This window comes from Knoellia locipacati, from assembly GCF_007992835.1.
In the GTDB taxonomy this organism is placed as follows: Bacteria; Actinomycetota; Actinomycetes; order Actinomycetales; family Dermatophilaceae; genus Knoellia; species Knoellia locipacati.
Genome location: NZ_BKBA01000008.1, coordinates 559,507 through 574,255 on the forward strand (window position 1 = coordinate 559,507; position 14,749 = coordinate 574,255).

General features: G+C 71.6%; 16 protein-coding genes. 9 read left to right on the plus strand and 7 right to left on the minus strand.

Annotated elements, in window-relative coordinates; translation table 11 throughout:
* Positions 1-14 precede the first annotated feature (14 nt).
* A complete protein-coding gene (locus tag KLO01_RS10950) occupies positions 15-1,049 on the plus strand; it encodes a DUF2332 domain-containing protein (protein ID WP_147064961.1) in 1,035 nt (344 codons plus the stop codon).
* Positions 1,050-1,147: 98 nt separating this feature from the next.
* Here the strand turns inward: KLO01_RS10950 and KLO01_RS10955 are convergent, their stop codons facing one another.
* The gene (locus KLO01_RS10955; protein ID WP_186828007.1) at positions 1,148-2,866 is read right to left on the minus strand and encodes a glycerol-3-phosphate dehydrogenase/oxidase; all 1,719 of its coding nucleotides are present in this window, start codon (positions 2,864-2,866) and stop codon (positions 1,148-1,150) included.
* A 30-nt stretch (positions 2,867-2,896) separates the two neighbouring features.
* Here KLO01_RS10955 and KLO01_RS10960 point away from each other — a divergent pair, with 30 nt between their 5' ends.
* Positions 2,897-3,793 (plus strand): serine hydrolase, encoded by an 897-nt coding sequence (locus KLO01_RS10960; protein ID WP_147064965.1) that lies wholly within the window; start codon positions 2,897-2,899, stop codon positions 3,791-3,793.
* A 7-nt stretch (positions 3,794-3,800) separates the two neighbouring features.
* Here KLO01_RS10960 and glpK read toward each other — a convergent pair whose 3' ends face one another.
* The gene (glpK, locus tag KLO01_RS10965) at positions 3,801-5,315 is read right to left on the minus strand and encodes a glycerol kinase GlpK (protein ID WP_147064967.1); all 1,515 of its coding nucleotides are present in this window, start codon (positions 5,313-5,315) and stop codon (positions 3,801-3,803) included.
* Positions 5,316-5,508: 193 nt separating this feature from the next.
* On the opposite strand from glpK, the gene KLO01_RS10970 reads away from it, so the two are divergent.
* Entirely contained in the window at positions 5,509-6,057 is a 549-nt protein-coding gene (locus KLO01_RS10970) for a MaoC family dehydratase (RefSeq protein ID WP_345119118.1), read from the plus strand.
* 78 nt (positions 6,058-6,135) lie between these two features.
* On the opposite strand, the gene KLO01_RS10975 is transcribed toward KLO01_RS10970, so the two are convergent.
* Together KLO01_RS10975 and KLO01_RS10980 are read right to left on the minus strand one after the other, a co-directional pair.
* Entirely contained in the window at positions 6,136-7,401 is a 1,266-nt protein-coding gene (locus KLO01_RS10975; RefSeq protein WP_147064972.1) for a hypothetical protein, read from the minus strand.
* Positions 7,394-7,894: a SigE family RNA polymerase sigma factor gene (locus KLO01_RS10980; protein WP_147064974.1), complete on the minus strand. Its 501-nt coding sequence runs from the start codon at positions 7,892-7,894 to the stop codon at positions 7,394-7,396. Before KLO01_RS10980 ends, KLO01_RS10975 begins: the two co-directional genes overlap by 8 nt.
* A 117-nt stretch (positions 7,895-8,011) precedes the next feature.
* Between KLO01_RS10980 and KLO01_RS10985 the strand changes: the two genes are divergently transcribed.
* Positions 8,012-8,431 (plus strand): VOC family protein, encoded by a 420-nt coding sequence (locus tag KLO01_RS10985; protein WP_147064976.1) that lies wholly within the window; start codon positions 8,012-8,014, stop codon positions 8,429-8,431.
* Positions 8,432-8,434: 3 nt separating this feature from the next.
* Here KLO01_RS10985 and KLO01_RS10990 read toward each other — a convergent pair whose 3' ends face one another.
* A complete protein-coding gene (locus KLO01_RS10990; RefSeq protein ID WP_147064978.1) occupies positions 8,435-9,448 on the minus strand; it encodes a hypothetical protein in 1,014 nt (337 codons plus the stop codon).
* Positions 9,441-9,938: a SigE family RNA polymerase sigma factor gene (locus KLO01_RS10995; RefSeq protein ID WP_222611967.1), complete on the minus strand. Its 498-nt coding sequence runs from the start codon at positions 9,936-9,938 to the stop codon at positions 9,441-9,443. Before KLO01_RS10995 ends, KLO01_RS10990 begins: the two co-directional genes overlap by 8 nt.
* Before the next feature lie 222 nt (positions 9,939-10,160).
* On the opposite strand from KLO01_RS10995, the gene KLO01_RS11000 reads away from it, so the two are divergent.
* Genes KLO01_RS11000 through KLO01_RS11010 form a run of 3 tightly spaced genes read left to right on the plus strand, consistent with a single transcriptional unit; the run spans position 10,161 to position 12,829 of the window.
* Entirely contained in the window at positions 10,161-11,006 is an 846-nt protein-coding gene (locus tag KLO01_RS11000) for a PHP domain-containing protein (RefSeq protein ID WP_147064980.1), read from the plus strand.
* Complete coding sequence (gene purU, locus KLO01_RS11005; RefSeq protein ID WP_147064982.1) at positions 11,003-11,893, plus strand: formyltetrahydrofolate deformylase; 891 nt, start codon at positions 11,003-11,005, stop codon at positions 11,891-11,893. Before KLO01_RS11000 ends, purU begins: the two co-directional genes overlap by 4 nt.
* Positions 11,894-11,944: 51 nt before the next feature.
* On the plus strand, positions 11,945-12,829 hold the full coding sequence (locus tag KLO01_RS11010) for a RecB family exonuclease (protein ID WP_222611968.1): 885 nt from the start codon (positions 11,945-11,947) through the stop codon (positions 12,827-12,829).
* Positions 12,830-12,833: 4 nt separating this feature from the next.
* Here the strand turns inward: KLO01_RS11010 and KLO01_RS11015 are convergent, their stop codons facing one another.
* Positions 12,834-13,760, minus strand: coding sequence for a hypothetical protein (locus tag KLO01_RS11015; RefSeq protein ID WP_147064984.1), 927 nt, complete (start codon positions 13,758-13,760; stop codon positions 12,834-12,836).
* 63 nt (positions 13,761-13,823) lie between these two features.
* Between KLO01_RS11015 and KLO01_RS11020 the strand changes: the two genes are divergently transcribed.
* Complete coding sequence (locus KLO01_RS11020) at positions 13,824-14,207, plus strand: VOC family protein (protein WP_246136151.1); 384 nt, start codon at positions 13,824-13,826, stop codon at positions 14,205-14,207.
* Positions 14,208-14,215: 8 nt separating this feature from the next.
* Positions 14,216-14,683, plus strand: coding sequence for a VOC family protein (locus KLO01_RS11025; protein WP_147064986.1), 468 nt, complete (start codon positions 14,216-14,218; stop codon positions 14,681-14,683).
* The last annotated feature ends 66 nt before the right edge of the window (positions 14,684-14,749 follow it).

Consider the following 14,749-nt stretch of genomic DNA (forward strand, 5'->3'; position numbering starts at 1 on the left):
CTATGGTGGCACGCGTGAGTGCGTACGACGGAGCCACCGTGGTCGAGCGGATGCGCAGCCACTGGGGCGGCAGCACCGACCACCTCTACGGCGTGCTCGTGCGTGAGCTCGCCGACGACTGGGACCGCGGCGGTGTCGTGCGCGAGATCCTGCGGGGGCGGGAGGATGCGCCGGCCGGCGACATGGTCCAGCTGCGGCTGCTCGCCGGCATCCACCGGATCGTGCTGCGTGGCGAGGCGCCCGGGCTGGCCTGCTTCTATCCCTCTGTGGGTGGAACTGCCGACCGGTATGCCGTGTGGCCGGCGTTGGAGCCTGTCCTGCGTGCGCACGTGGCCGAGCTGCGCGAGGGGCTGGACGTGGCGCCGCAGACCAACGAGGTCGGCCGGTCGGTCGCGCTGCTCGCCGGACTGTCGGAAGCGGTGCGACGGACCGGTCTGCACCGGGTGCGGCTCCTCGAGCCCGGGGCGTCGGCGGGGCTCAACCTGCTCGTCGACCGGTTCCGGTTCGTCGGGGACGGGTGGACGGCCGGGCCGAGGGACGCGCACCTGGTGCTCGAGGGCTGCGAGGCGCCGGGGTTCACGCCCGTCGAGGTCGAGGTCGTCGAACGACGTGGGTGCGATCTCGACCCGTTCGACGCGACGACCGACGAGGGCGCGGCCCACCTCCGGTCCTTCATCTGGCCGCACATGCCCGAGCGCGACGGGCGTCTGGTGGCGGCGCTGGCGACCCTGCGCGAGACACCTGTGATGGTCGACCGGGCGGGTGCGGCCGGCTGGGTGCGGGCGCAGCTCGCCGAGCCGGCGCCCGAGGGGGTGCTCACGGTGGTGTGGCACTCGATCACCCGGCAGTACTGGCCGCCGCAGGAGTACGCCGCGATGCTCGATGCGATCGAGGAGGCCCGGGTGAGGATGCCGCTGGCGCGGGTGGCCCTGGAGGACCCGCACCCGCTGCCGACGACGAGCACGTGGCGGCCGCAGGTCGAGCTCGACGACGAGGTGCTCGGCTGGTGCACCCACCACGGCCCACCCCTCGAGCTGGCCCGCCGGTGATCAACTCACCAATTCCCCTCGTTCGTCACCGGTCAGGCTGGTGACGGAGGGGAGGAATTGGTGAGTTGATCACGTCCCTCGGGGGAGGGGTGCTCGGGTCAGAGGGCGGCGTCGGGGGCGAGCCGTCGGGCCTGGTCGGCGCTCGCGTCATCGGGCATCGTCTGGCTCGACATCTCGGCCTCGACCCGGCGGTGGTAGATGTCGATCTCCTCGGCGACCCGGGCGTCGTCCCAGCCGAGGATCGGCGCGGCGAGCGCTGCGGCGTGTGGAGCGGCGCTCAGCCCACGGTCCCGCGCCTCGATCGAGATGCGCGTCCTGCGGGTGAGGATGTCGGTGAGGTGCATCGCTCCCTCGGTCGCGGCGGCATACACGACCTCCGCCCTGAGGTGGGTCTCGCCGCCGGGCAGGAGCTCGCCGAGCTCGGGCTGGGCATTGATGATCGCGATGATCTCCTTGGTGAGCGTGCCGTAGCGCTCGAGCAGCGTCTCGACGTGCTCCTGGTCGATCCCGGCCGACCGGGCGAGGATCTGCGGTCGCTCGCTCAGCCACTCCCAGCCGACGGCGCCGGCGAGGGGGACCTTGTCGGTCGAGGACGGCGCCACCTCGACGCCGAGGTCCTTGACGGCCTCGTCGACGGCGTCCTTGGCCATGATCCGGTAGGTCGTGTACTTGCCGCCGGCGATGAGCGTGAGCCCCGGAACCGGTGTCGCGACGACGTGCTCGCGCGAGAGCTTGGTCGTCTCGTCGGTCTCGTCGCCCGAGATCAGGGGGCGCAGGCCGGCATACACGCCGTCGATGTCGTCCCGGGTGAGCGGCGTGACGAGGACCGAGTTGACCGTGGCGAGGAGGTAGTCGATGTCGGCCGCGGTCGCCGCCGGGTGCGCCTTGTCGAGGGTCCAGTCGGTGTCGGTGGTGCCGATGATCCAGTGCTCGTCCCACGGGATGATGAACAGGACCGACTTCTCGGTGCGCAGGATGACGCCGGTCTCCGAGGTGATGCGGTCGCGCGGCACGACGAGGTGGATGCCCTTGCTGGAGCGGACCTTGAGCGGGCCGTCCTCGCCGAGCATCTGCTGGATCTCGTCGGTCCACACGCCGGCGGCGGCGACGACCCGGCGGGCGCGGATGTCGAACTCCTCACCGGTGGCGTTGTCGCGAGCCCGGACGCCGACGACGCGCTCGCCGTCGTCGGAGCGCAGCATGCTCACGGCGGCGACGCGGTTGACGACGTGGGCGCCGTGCATGGCTGCGGTGCGGGCCAGCTCGAGCACGAAGCGCGCGTCGTCGACCTGCGCGTCGTGGTACTGGATCGCGCCCGTGAGCGCATCGGGTCGCAGGCTGGGCATGAGGCGGAGCGCGGCCTTCTTGCCGAGGTGGCGGTGGCGGGGGAGGCCGGCGGTCTGGCGCACCCCGAAGGCGAGCCCGTCGTAGAGCGCGATGCCCGACCCGACGTAGAAGCGCTCCCAGGCGGGCTTGCTCAGCGGGTACATGAACGGCACCGGCCGCACGAGGTGCGGCGCGATCGTCGTGAGGAGCAGCCGCCGCTCCTGGAGCGCCTCGTGGACGAGCCCGAAGTCGAGCATCTCGAGGTAGCGCAGGCCGCCGTGGATGAGCTTGCTCGAGCGCGAGCTCGTGCCGCTGGCGTAGTCGCGGGCCTCGATGAGACCGGTCGACAGGCCGCGGGTGACGGCGTCGAGCGCGACGCCGCAGCCGACGACGCCACCACCGACGACGAGCACGTCGAGCTCCTCGCCGGAGCGCAGCCGCTCGAGGGTGGATGTCCGTGCCGCAGGTGAGAGGGTCACAGAAATGAGCATAGGCGGCGACCTCCGCCTACCCTGTGGTCCATGTCTGCCTCCCGCCCGCTGAGTCGCCGACTCGTCGTCGAGTCCGCCCTCGCCGGTGCCGCCGTCGGTGTGCCTGCGTGGCTCGCCCTCGGCCCGTCCGCAGGCGCTGCCGCCACCCACCCCGCTCGCCCGGCGCTCCCCGCCGTCGCGACGCTCGACAGGGCCGCCCTCACCGCAGCGCTGGACGAGCACCGTGCCGCACGTGGCGGGACGATGGGCCTCGTCGTCCACGACCTTCGCACCGGTGGCCGGTTCGCGTGGCGCGAGTTCGAGAACCAGACGCTGAGCACGGTCAAGGTCCTCATCCTCATGGCTTGCCTCAAGCGGGTCCAGGACAGCGGCACCCCGCTCACCGACACCCAGCACTCGCACGCGCGCCGCATGATCCAGGCCAGTGACAACGACGCCACCGACGCCCTGCTCGGGTGGGTGAGGACGCCCAGCGTGCAGCAGGTCGCCGACCTGCTCGAGCTGAAGGCCACGACCGTGCGCGGCGGCGGTCCCGCCGGCTCGGGCACGTGGTGGGGCTACAGCACCTCGACGCCCTCCGACCTCGTCAGGGCCGTCGACGCGGTCGTCTCCGGCACCCCGGTCATCCACGGCGGGCACCGGGCCTACATCCGCCACCTCATGTCGGGCGTCATCCCGGACCAGCGGTGGGGGGTCGCCGACCCGCCCCTGCCGTCAGGCACCTACACCGAGACGAAGAACGGCTGGGGCCCGATGCCTGACGGCTACCGCCTCAACTCGATCGGTCGGGTCCTCGGCAACGGGCGCAGCCACTCGATGGCGATCCTCACGCGCAGCCCCCGGGGCTTCCGCCACGGTAAGGAGACGATCAACGGTCTGTCGAAGATCGTCTACGACGCCCTCGCCCAGCCGCTCGCACCGGAGTAGCCGCGCCTCAGTCGACGTCGACCCAGTCCAGCGTCCGCTCGACGGCCTTCCTCCACCCGGCGTACCCGTCGCGGCGCTGGTCGTCCGACCACTGCGGCTCCCACCGCTCGGCCTCGGCCCACTTGGACCTGAGCTCCTCGGTCCCGGACCAGAACCCGGCCGCCAGCCCTGCGGCATACGCCGCTCCGAGCGCGGTCGTCTCGGCGACCACCGGCTTGCTCACGGGCACGCCGAGGATGTCGGCCTGGAGCTGCATGCACAGGCGGTTGGCGGTGACGCCGCCGTCGACCCGCAGGGTCTCGATCCGGACACCGGAGTCGGCGGTCATCGCGTCGGCGACGTCGCGGCTCTGGTAGCAGATCGCCTCGAGCGTGGCCCTCGCGAGGTGGGCGTTGGTGTTGAACCGTGAGAGCCCGACGATCGCGCCGCGCGCGTCGCTGCGCCAGTACGGCGCGAACAGGCCGCTGAACGCCGGCACGAAGTAGACGCCGCCGGTGTCGTCGACCTGCGCCGCGAGCCCCTCGATCTCGGACGCGCCCGAGATGATGCCGAGCTGGTCGCGCAGCCACTGGACCGCGCTCCCCGTGACGGCGATCGAGCCTTCGAGCGCGTAGACCGGTGCGGCAGAACCGAACTGGTACGCCACGGTGGTGAGGAGGCCGTTCTCGCTGCGGACGAGCTCGGTGCCGGTGTTGAGCAGGAGGAAGTTGCCGGTGCCGTAGGTGTTCTTGGCCTCGCCGGGCTCGAAGCAGACCTGCCCGACCGTCGCCGCCTGCTGGTCGCCGAGGACGCCGGTGATCGGCACCTTCGCGGTCCCTCGCTCCCCGGACGTCGTCCCGTATGCCGTGTCGTCGCTGCTCGCGTGGATGTCCGGGAGCATCCGCCGCGGGATGTCGAAGAAGCCGAGGAGCTCGTCGTCCCAGTCGAGAGTCGTGAGGTCCATGAGCATCGTGCGGCTGGCGTTGGTGACGTCGGTGGCGTGGATGCCGCCGCGGGGGCCTCCGGTGAGGTTCCAGACGAGCCACGTGTCGAGCGTGCCGAAGAGGGCGTCGCCGCGCTCGGCCGCCTCTCGGGCGCCGTCGACGTTCTCGAGGATCCACTGGACCTTGCCGGCCGAGAAGTAGGTCGCCGGCGGCAGGCCCGCCTTGTGCCGGATCGTCTGCCCGCGCTCGTCCGCATCGAGGGCCTTGGCGATCGAGTCGGTGCGCGTGTCCTGCCAGACGATCGCGTTGTGGAACGGGCGGCCGGTGCGCCGGTCCCAGACGATGGAAGTCTCGCGCTGGTTGGTGATGCCGATGGCGGCGAGGTCGCTGCCCGACAGCCCCGCCCTCGTCAGCGCGCTGCCGATGACGGTCTGGGTGCGGTCCCAGATCTCCAGCGGGTTGTGCTCGACCCACCCGGCGCGGGGGAGCACCTGCTCGTGCTCGAGCTGGTGGCGCGCCACCTCGGCGCCGTCGTGGTCGAAGACCATGAACCGCGTGCTCGTCGTGCCCTGGTCGACCGCTCCGATGAAGTCCGCCATGCCGCCAGAGCCTAGGTGGCCCGGGCCGACCTCCGCTCACACTCGTGGGGAGGATCTCGGGGACCAGAGCCCCTCGGATCCTCCACCCGAGCGCCGAGCGCCGAGCTCCGAGCGCCGAAGAGCCGGGGCCGAGCGGGGCTGTGAGGGAACGCACGCGGCAGACCCGCGCGCAGACGGACGGTCGCAGGCGAGGATGGGGCGCATGCAGTTCGGACGCAGCTATGAAGAGTTCGAGGTCGGAGCGACCTACAAGCACTGGCCCGGGAAGACGGTCACCGAGTTCGACGACCACATGTTCTGCCTGTTGACCATGAACCACCACCCGCTCCACCTCGACACCAACTACGCCGAGGAGACGACGCAGTTCGGCAAGAACGTCGTCGTGGGCAACTACGTCTACTCGATCCTGCTCGGCATGAGCGTCCCCGACGTCTCCGGCAAGGCGATCGCCAACCTCGAGATCGAGAGCCTGCGCCACGTCGCGCCGACCTTCCACGGCGACACGCTCTACGGCGAGACCCGCGTCCTCGACAAGTGGGAGTCGACCTCCAAGGACGACCGCGGGGTCGTGCACGTCGAGACGATCGGCTACAACCAGGACGGCAAGGTCGTCTGCATCTTCCGCCGCAAGGTCATGGTCCCCAAGGACAGCTACCTGCAGGCGCGCGGTGGCGAGCAGCCCGGCCGCCCCACCCCGCAGCCCGACAGGAACTGGCCCGGCCCCGAGGCGACGGAGGGCTGAGTTCCCTTCTCGCGCAACGGAAGTGGACGGCATACCCAAGGCAGTGGGTATGCCGTCCGCTTCCGTTCGCGGGTCGGGTCACCCCGCGCTGAGGGGAGCCAGGCTCGGCGTGACCACGCCGCTCGGCGTGCACACCCTCGCCCGCAGCTCCAACGACCGGTTGGTGTCCGGCAAGGGCTGGAGCTGCAGGGTCCAGCCACTGTCGAGTGCGATGTCGGTCGCGTCAGCGAGGTTCTGGCGACCCGTGAGCTCGGTGCCGGAGAAGTCGACATCGCACACGTCCTGCCCGGCGGGCAGGAAGAACGCGGCCACGAGCTGGTCACCAGCGTGGACGAAGTCCCAGAAGGCTGCGGTCGGGACCTCGGGCACGTCGACCTCGAGGAGGACGCCGGCGGTGGGGTCGGTCGGGCTCAGGGGCCCCTCGGTCACACCCTCGCCGGTGCACCCCGCGCCGGGGTGGGCCCGGACCTCGACGGCGACGTCGGCCTTGCCGAGGTAGGCGGGGACGGTGTGCCGGGCCCAGGTCCGGGCCGAGTCCTGCGCCGTGCCGAGCTCGTCGAGGTCGCATGTCGCCGGTGCACCCGCGCGGTCCGTCTTGGCCCCGAGGTCGTGCTCGCTGATCTGGGGGAGGTCGCGCGTGACCACCGAGTCGCCCTTGCAGATGTCCACGGTTCCGCTGGAGGCAGCCTTGTTGAGCAGCGAGGTGTCGATCGGCTGGACGACGACGTCCCACTCGCCGCGGGTGACGGTCACGCCGGCGGGGAGCGAGTCGGCGAAGGAGTAGCCGCACGGTCGCTGTCCCTTGGGAAGGATGAGGACGGCGGCGTTCGCGACGATCCACGAGGCCGTCGTCGGCCGCTCGGTGAGTCCCAGGGTGACCTCGGTCGCCCCCTTGCCCTCGGCGCTCTCTGACTGGGCGAGCACATTGGTGGAGCAGCCCGAGAGGATCTCGGCCGTCACGGTGACCGCGCCACCCGTCGGGAGCACGCCGGGCGCGGTGGCCGTGAGCCACGGGGTCCGGCCCGCCGACGAGTCGTCGGGGAAGCACTGCGTGGTCGCCCGCGTCGAGACCGACGCGGAGGGCGATGGCGAGGTGGACACCGACCCGGACAGAGACGGGCCGGCAGGAGCCACGGACGCGCTCGGCGTGCCCGGGAGCACCAGGGCGAGGGCCGTCGCCGCGGCGGCGAGGCCGACCACGCCACCGCCCGCAGCAGCGAGGCGCCGGCGCGCCCGGATCCGCTGTCCGGTGCGAAGCGTCGCGTCGAGGTCGTAGTGGAGCCGCGGCGCGGGGGCGCCCACGAGCAGGTCGTGGATGTCGTCGTGCTGGTCGAGGTCAGACATGGTGGCCCTCCTTGAGTTCCTGGGCGGCGAGCGCCTCACGGAGCCGGGCGAGGCCGCGGGAGGCGCTGCTCTTGACGGTGCCGACGCTGACGTCGAGGAGGTCGGCGACCTCGGCCTCGGTCAGCCCGGCGTAGTGGCGCATGACGACGACCTGCCGCTCGCGAGTGGGAAGCGTGGCGAGGAGGCGGACGATCGCATCGGTGTCCTCCGGCTCGCGGTCGTGGTGCTCGCCCTCGGGCAGCACGCTCACCGTGGTCTCGCGCCTGCGGCGGCGGTGAGTGTCGATGTGGTCGTTGAGGATGCAGCGGCGTGCGTACGCCATCGGCTGGCGGCCGCGCAGCCACCCCCACCTCACGTAGACCTTGAGCATCGCCGACTGCACCAGGTCCTCGGCCTGGGTCGCGTTGCCACAGATCAGCCATGCGGTGCGGAGCAGCCGTGGGCTCGCTCCCGTCGCGAACTCTGCGAACTCGTCATCGTGCCTGCCTGCCATCTCACCCCCCGTTCTCTCGCGTCATCATTGCCCCCCTACGACGGAGCAGCACCGCCAAAGGTTGAGTGTCGGCAATCCGGTGGCCGCGGCGCGTTCCACGGTGCGACAGTGACGCCCATGACCTCACGCATCTCGCACACGTCCGTCGACTCCCGCAACGCCCACGACCAGTCGCACTGGTGGAGCGAAGTCCTCGGCTGGTCGCAGGACCCGAAGGACCCGAACCTCCCCGGCCACGAGGAGTGCATGATCTTCAGCCCCGACGGTCGCCAGCGGGTTCTCTTCATCGAGGTGCCCGAGGGCAAGACCGTGAAGAACCGTCTGCACCTCGACCTCACGCCGACCGACCGCACACGCGACGAGGAGGTGGAGCGCCTCCTCGCCCACGGTGCGACCCTCCACCAGGACCTGCGCGACCTGCCGGGACGTCCGCCCGGCTCGGGCTGGGTGACGCTGCTGGACCCGGAGGGCAACGAGTTCTGCATCCTGCGCAGCGAGTCGGAGCGTCCCGACCCGTACGCGCACCTCGTCGTCTGAGCCCTACTTCACCGCTTCGGTATGCCGGGTGCCCGCCGCGTCGGTCCAGCTCACCGCGGTGACGCTAGGTCCGGCGCCGGCGCCGGGTGCCGACGCCTCGGCGAATGCGACCTCCGCGCTGCCGAGTGAGCGGACGGTGACGTCGGTGGTGCGGGTGGCGTTGGCCCACTCGAGCCTCACGTCGCGCGCGCCCTCCGGCAGCAGCGTCACCGAGCTCCAGGACCACTCGCCGTCGTCGGGCTTCTGCCCGTAGCCCATCGTCGTGCTCTCACCGGTGGTGAGCGGACGCGTCGACCCACCGCTGCCGTCGGCCATGAAGACACCGATGGTGCTGGCGTCCTGCGCGACGAAGAACCGGTCGCCGTCGTTGGTCGGCACGCTCGGCAGGAGGGATCCGGTCGCCGTGCGCACCTCGTCGTCGGCGTTGGTCCAGATCGTGTCGACGTAGGAGTCGACCTCCTTGGGGTCGTCGAACTTCAGGGCGACGGCCTGGTACGCGGTCCCCGGCAGCGGCTGCTGGTCGGTCTCGATCCCGCCGTGCGTGCCGTCGCGCGTGATGGTGAGGAACGCCGTGGCGTCGGCGGGGGCCGTGCCGAGCATGACGCCCTCGGCGCCCGAGCCGGTGCCCAGGGAGACGACGGTGGCGTCTGCGCTCGACCCTGCGAGCTGCTGTCGTGACGTGCCGGAGCCCTTGTAGAACATGATGTTGGGCTGGTCAGCGGGGGCACCCGGGCGCACCTCGACGGACCAGTCGCCGTCGAACAGGGCGGCGGACACGCGCCGACCGGCGTCGACGGAGGTCGAAGGTCCGGCTGGCAGGGCCTCCCCGCCGAGGCCGGAGCCAAGGGGGGTGAAGGCGATCGCGGCGGCGGCGACCGCGGCACCGGCGCCGAGCCCGGCCCGGCGCAGGTTGCGGCGGCGCAGGCGACGCCGACCGCCGGTGTGCACGGCGTTCTCGTCGACCGAGAGCGCGGGCGACGGGGGAGCGGCGAGGAGCTCGAGGATCGGGTCAGACATGACGGTCTCCTTCGGGGACGAGCAGCGTGCGCAGGCGGGCGAGGCCACGGGAGGTCGAGGACTTCACGGTCCCCGTGCTGATGTTGAGCGTGTCGGCGACCTCGCGCTCGGAGAGGTCGGCGTGGTGGCGCAGGACGACGCACTGGCGCTCGCGGACCGGCAGCTGGGCGAGCGCGGCCGTGAGGTGGTCGGCGAGGACGACCTGGTCGGTGCGGTCGGCGAGCGCCGTCTCGGGCACGTCCGAGGTGAGCGACTCGCGCCAGCGTCGGCGGTGGCTGTCGGTGTGGAGGTTGACGAGCACGCGTCGCGCGTAGTTGTGGGTCCCCCCGGCCTCGATCCGTGGCCAGGCGACATAGACGCGCTCGAGCGTCTCCTGCACGAGGTCCTCGGCGCTGTTCGCGCCGCCCGTGAGCAGCCACGCCAGGCGCAACAGCCGTGGGGAGCTCGACCGCATGAACTCGTCGAACGACCCGTCATCCCGCTTGCTCACGACACCACCTCTTCTCCATCACCATCGAACCGGACGCCCTAGGTACGGGCGTCCGGTCCGAAAGGTTGTCATGGTCGGTCCGGGATGTCGTCAGAAGCTCGGGTCGTCGACGCCGAGTCCTCGCCCTCCACGGGCTCGCCATTTCTCAGAGGCGACGTCCTGCACGCCCACTCCGGCGCCGGGTCCCCTCACCCGGTGCATGGCCCGCCTAGGGTACGGAGCGTGAGGATCGACCTGCACACGCACTCGACCGCGAGCGACGGCACCCAGAGCCCGACCGAGCTCGTCGCCGAGGCCAGGGCCGTGCGGCTCGGCATGATCGCCCTCACCGACCACGACACGACCGCGGGCTGGGAGGAGGCCGTCGGGGCCGCCCTCCACCACGGTGTCCGGCTCGTGCGGGGCATCGAGATCTCGTGCAGCCGCACCCACCGCAGCATCCACCTGCTCGGCTACCTGCCGAACCCGGACGACCCGCGGCTCGTCATCGAGCTGGCCCGGGCCCGCGACAGCCGGGTGAGCCGGATGGACCGGATGATCGAGCGGATGGCCGCGGACGGCATACCGGTGTCGGTCGAGGAGGTACGTGCCCAGCTGGCGCCCGGCGCGACGCTCGGCCGGCCGCACCTCGCCGATGCTCTCGTGTCCGTCGGGGTCGTGGCCGACCGCGACGAGGCGTTCCGGGACCTGCTCCACGACCGCGGCAGGTACTACGTCGGCCACTACGCCCCCGATCCCGTCGACGCCATCGAGCTGGTGCGCAGCGCCGGGGGAGTGCCGGTCCTCGCACACCCGTTCGCGATGCGCGGCGCGACCGTCTCGGACGACCTGGTGGCCGAGCTGGCGGCGGCGGGCCTGGCCGGGATCGAGGCCCACCACCGCGACCACGAGCCGGCCGACGTCGAGCGCGCCGTCCGCCTGGCGCAGCGCCACGACCTCGTCGTCACGGGGAGCAGCGACTACCACGGGACCGGCAAGCTCAACCGTCTCGGAGAGCGCACCACGGAGCCGCGCGAGTGGTCACGTATCGTCGAGCAGTCCTCAGGCGTGAAAGTGGTGGAACCGTGAGCGATGCCGTGACTCGGCGCATCAACATCGAGGACGAGGGCGACCTCGTCCTCACCCTGTCGTGCCCCGACCGTCCGGGGATCGTCGCGGCGGTGAGCCAGCACCTCTTCGAGCGGCAGGCCAACATCGAGGAGAGCCAGCAGTTCAGCGACCACCGCACCGGCCGCTACTTCATGCGCGTGCGGTTCGCCACGGGGCAGGTCGACCTCGACGTCGAGGCGTGGAGGAGCGAGTTCGCCTCTGTCGCAACGGACTTCGACATGACCTGGGAGCTGCGACCGGCGTCCACGGCATACCGGACGCTCGTCATGGTGAGCCGGTTCGGCCACGTCCTCAACGACATCCTCTTCCGCTGGAAGTCCGGGCAGATCAACGCCGACATCGTCGGCATCGTGAGCAACCACACCGACCTCGAGCCGATGGCGCGCTCGTACGGCATCCCGTTCCACCACATCCCCGTGACGCGCGAGACCAAGACCGAGGCCGAGGCGCAGCTGCGCGATCTCGTCACCGAGCACGACGTCGAGCTCATCACCCTGGCCCGCTACATGCAGGTGCTCAGCGACGACCTCTGCCGCGATCTCGGAGGGCGGGTCATCAACATCCACCACTCGTTCCTGCCGAGCTTCAAGGGCGCCAAGCCCTACCACCAGGCCTACGCGCGCGGCGTCAAGGTCATCGGCGCGACCGCGCACTACGTCACGGCCGACCTCGACGAGGGCCCGATCATCGAGCAGGACATCCACCGCGTCGACCACCGCATGGACGCCGAGGACCTCGTCGCCGCCGGCGAGGAGGTCGAGTCGCGGGTGTTCGCGCGCGCGGTGCGGTGGCACTGCGAGAGCCGGGTGATCCTCAACGAGGACCGCACGGTCGTCTTCAGCTGAGCCTGTGAACGACTCGCGAGGGATGTCGGCGCGGCTGACTAGGTTGGCGTCGTGACGCAGGTGGGAGCCGGGCGACCGGTGCAGGACGAGTTCGCGGGCATGCCGCCGAAGCTGTATGCCGCGAGCCCCTCACGCCTGCTCGCCCTCGTCGACTGCCCGCGCCGCTACCGGATGCAGTACCTCGACCGGCCACGACCCGAGCAGCGCCCGCAGCGCGCCCACACGTCGTTCGGGCTCGCGGTGCACAACGCCCTGCGTGACTGGTGGGACCTGCCCCGTGACCGGCGCACCGCGTCCGCGGGGCGTGAGCTCGTGCGCGAGTCGTGGATCGACGTCGGCTTCCGCGACCCCGAGCAGTCCGCGCAGTGGCGCCGGCGCGCGCAGGAGCACGTCACGGCATACCTCGCGGGCGTCGACCCCGACGACCACCCCACCGGCATCGAGCGCACCGTGTCGTTCGTCAGCGGGGCGCTGCGGGTCACCGGGCGCATCGACCGGCTCGACGACCGTGACGGCGAGCTCGTCGTCGTCGACTACAAGACGAGCCAGAAGCCGCTCGGTGAGACCGATGCGCGCACGTCACTGCCCATGGCCCTGTATGCCGCGGCCGTCTGGAAGATGTTCCGTCGCCCCTGCCTGCGGGTCGAGCTCCACCACGTGACCTCCGGCGAGGTCGTAGAGCACACCCACACGCCGGAGTCGCTGACCCGCAAGGTCGACGAGGCCAAGTCGATCGCCCGCGACGCGCAGCGCGCCGACGCGGACTACGCCGAGCGGGGTGTCGAGTCGACCCTCTTCCCGCCGGTCGTCGGGCCGTTGTGCACGTGGTGCGACTTCCGTGCCCACTGCCCCGAGGGCCAGACGGCAGGCCCCGAGAAGTCCGGGTGGGCCGCGCTCGAGCCCACCGAGGTCCCGCGGGCCGTCGAGGTCGGCTGAGGGCTCAGCCCCCCACGGGTCGGAGACGAGCCCAGATCGTGACGTCGTCCGGTGACAGCCAAGGCGCCACGACCCGGTGGATCTCGGCCACGGTGGCGGGATCGGCCAGGGTGACGCTCACGCCCAGCCGCCCGTCCGCGCCGGGCCCGCCACCCAGCCACTGGCCGGGGTCCTGCGGTAGGGCCAACAGCGCCTTCTGGGCGGACACCATCTCAGCGCGGGTCGCCCCGTCTCGCTGCTCCACGCAGAGGCCGCCGGACCACAGGGTGCGTGCCTCGGCATGGGCTCTCTCGGGGTCATCGGTGACGAGCACGTTCATGGTGGCTCCTCGACGGCCGGACACCCAGGAGCCGACGTAGCCCTCCATCGTCTCGAGGTGTCGGCTCAGTGCGTCGCTCGCCCTGGTGTCGGCTCGCACCCCCGAGGCCCGGCTGTCGGCAGCGCCGCGCAGCGGGTCGTCACAGAGCTGTGGGAAGGGGTCGCGTGCCGCCGGTGCCTCCACCACCGCCCCGGCCGGTGGGAAGTCGCTCGGCGGACGCTTCAGGGTGAAGGTCCCCGCCGCGTAGGTCCCGGTGACATAGGTCGTGTCGATCCAGGTGACGTCCCCCTCGACGGTCTCGTTCGTCACCTGGTCCCAGTCCCAGCCGACGAGGCGCAGGCTCCCCGCGCACTGGGGTGGGTAGGACTCCAGGATCGCGCCGACACAGAGCACGGGCTCCTGCGTGGGGGAGCCCTGGATGACCATCGCCGAGGTCCACACCAGGTCCGCGCCAGGGGACGGGGAGGCGCCGGTGCCGACGGTGCCGCCAGCAGGGGACGCCGCGTCGGCCGACGCGTGCGGAGCGTGCGAGCCGGCGTCGCACGACGCCAGCAGTGCCGACAACAGCAGCAGCAGCACCCCCGCCGCTGCGGTCCTCGCCCTCGTCGACATGCCCCTTCGACGGGACTCGGCGTTCGACGGTTCCCTGTCGGCGGACGGTGCGAGGCTGGGCCCATGATCGTCGACCACATCGGTATCACCTGCGCCGACCTCGAGTCCTCCAAGCGCTTCTACGACGCGGTGCTCGCCACCCTCGGCCACCGCCGGGTCATGGACGTCGGCGTCGCCGTCGGCTACGGCAGCGAGAGCCCCGACTTCTGGCTGGCGGAGCCGGAGGTCGAGGGTCCCAACCGCGAGACCCACATCGGCTTCACGGCGTCGGGCGTCGACGCGGTGCACGCCTTCCATGCCGCAGCCAAGGGCCTCGGTGCCGAGACGCTGCACGAGCCCCGGCTCTGGCCGGAGTACCACCCGGGCTACTACGCCGTCTTCGTCAGGGACCCCGACGGCAACAACGTCGAGGCCGTCTTCCACGGCGCGACGCCGGCGGGGGAGTGAGGCCGGGCATGGAGCAGCGTGTCTCGTTCGTCACCCTGGCCGTCGCGGACCTCGCCGCCTCGCACCGGTTCTATGTCGACGGGCTCGGCTGGACCCCGGAGTTCCACGACCCGTCCGAGGTGCTCATGTTCCGGGCAGGGCCGTTGACGGTGCTCTCACTCTGGGACCGCGCGCACTTCGAGGCCGAGGTCGGTGCGCCGGCCCAGACCGGTCCCGGAGTCGTCCCGATCACGCTGAGCCACAACGTGCACGAGCGCGGCCAGGTCGACGACGTGCTCGCAGACGCCCGTGCCGCCGGCGCGAGCGAGGTCTCCGACGGCGTCGAGCGCGAGTGGGGCGGCTACACCGGCTACTTCGCCGACCCCGACGGGTTCCGCTGGGAGATCGCCTGGAACCCTGGGCCGGTCGGGCAGTTCGTCCTGCCGCCCGTGGCCGACACCACCCTCGGGGTGGACACCGGGACCGGCGCGGACTGAGAGACTGGGGCGCGGGTCCCACGCTCTGCGTGGGCCGGCATACCCACTCTTCCCGCTAGGACACCA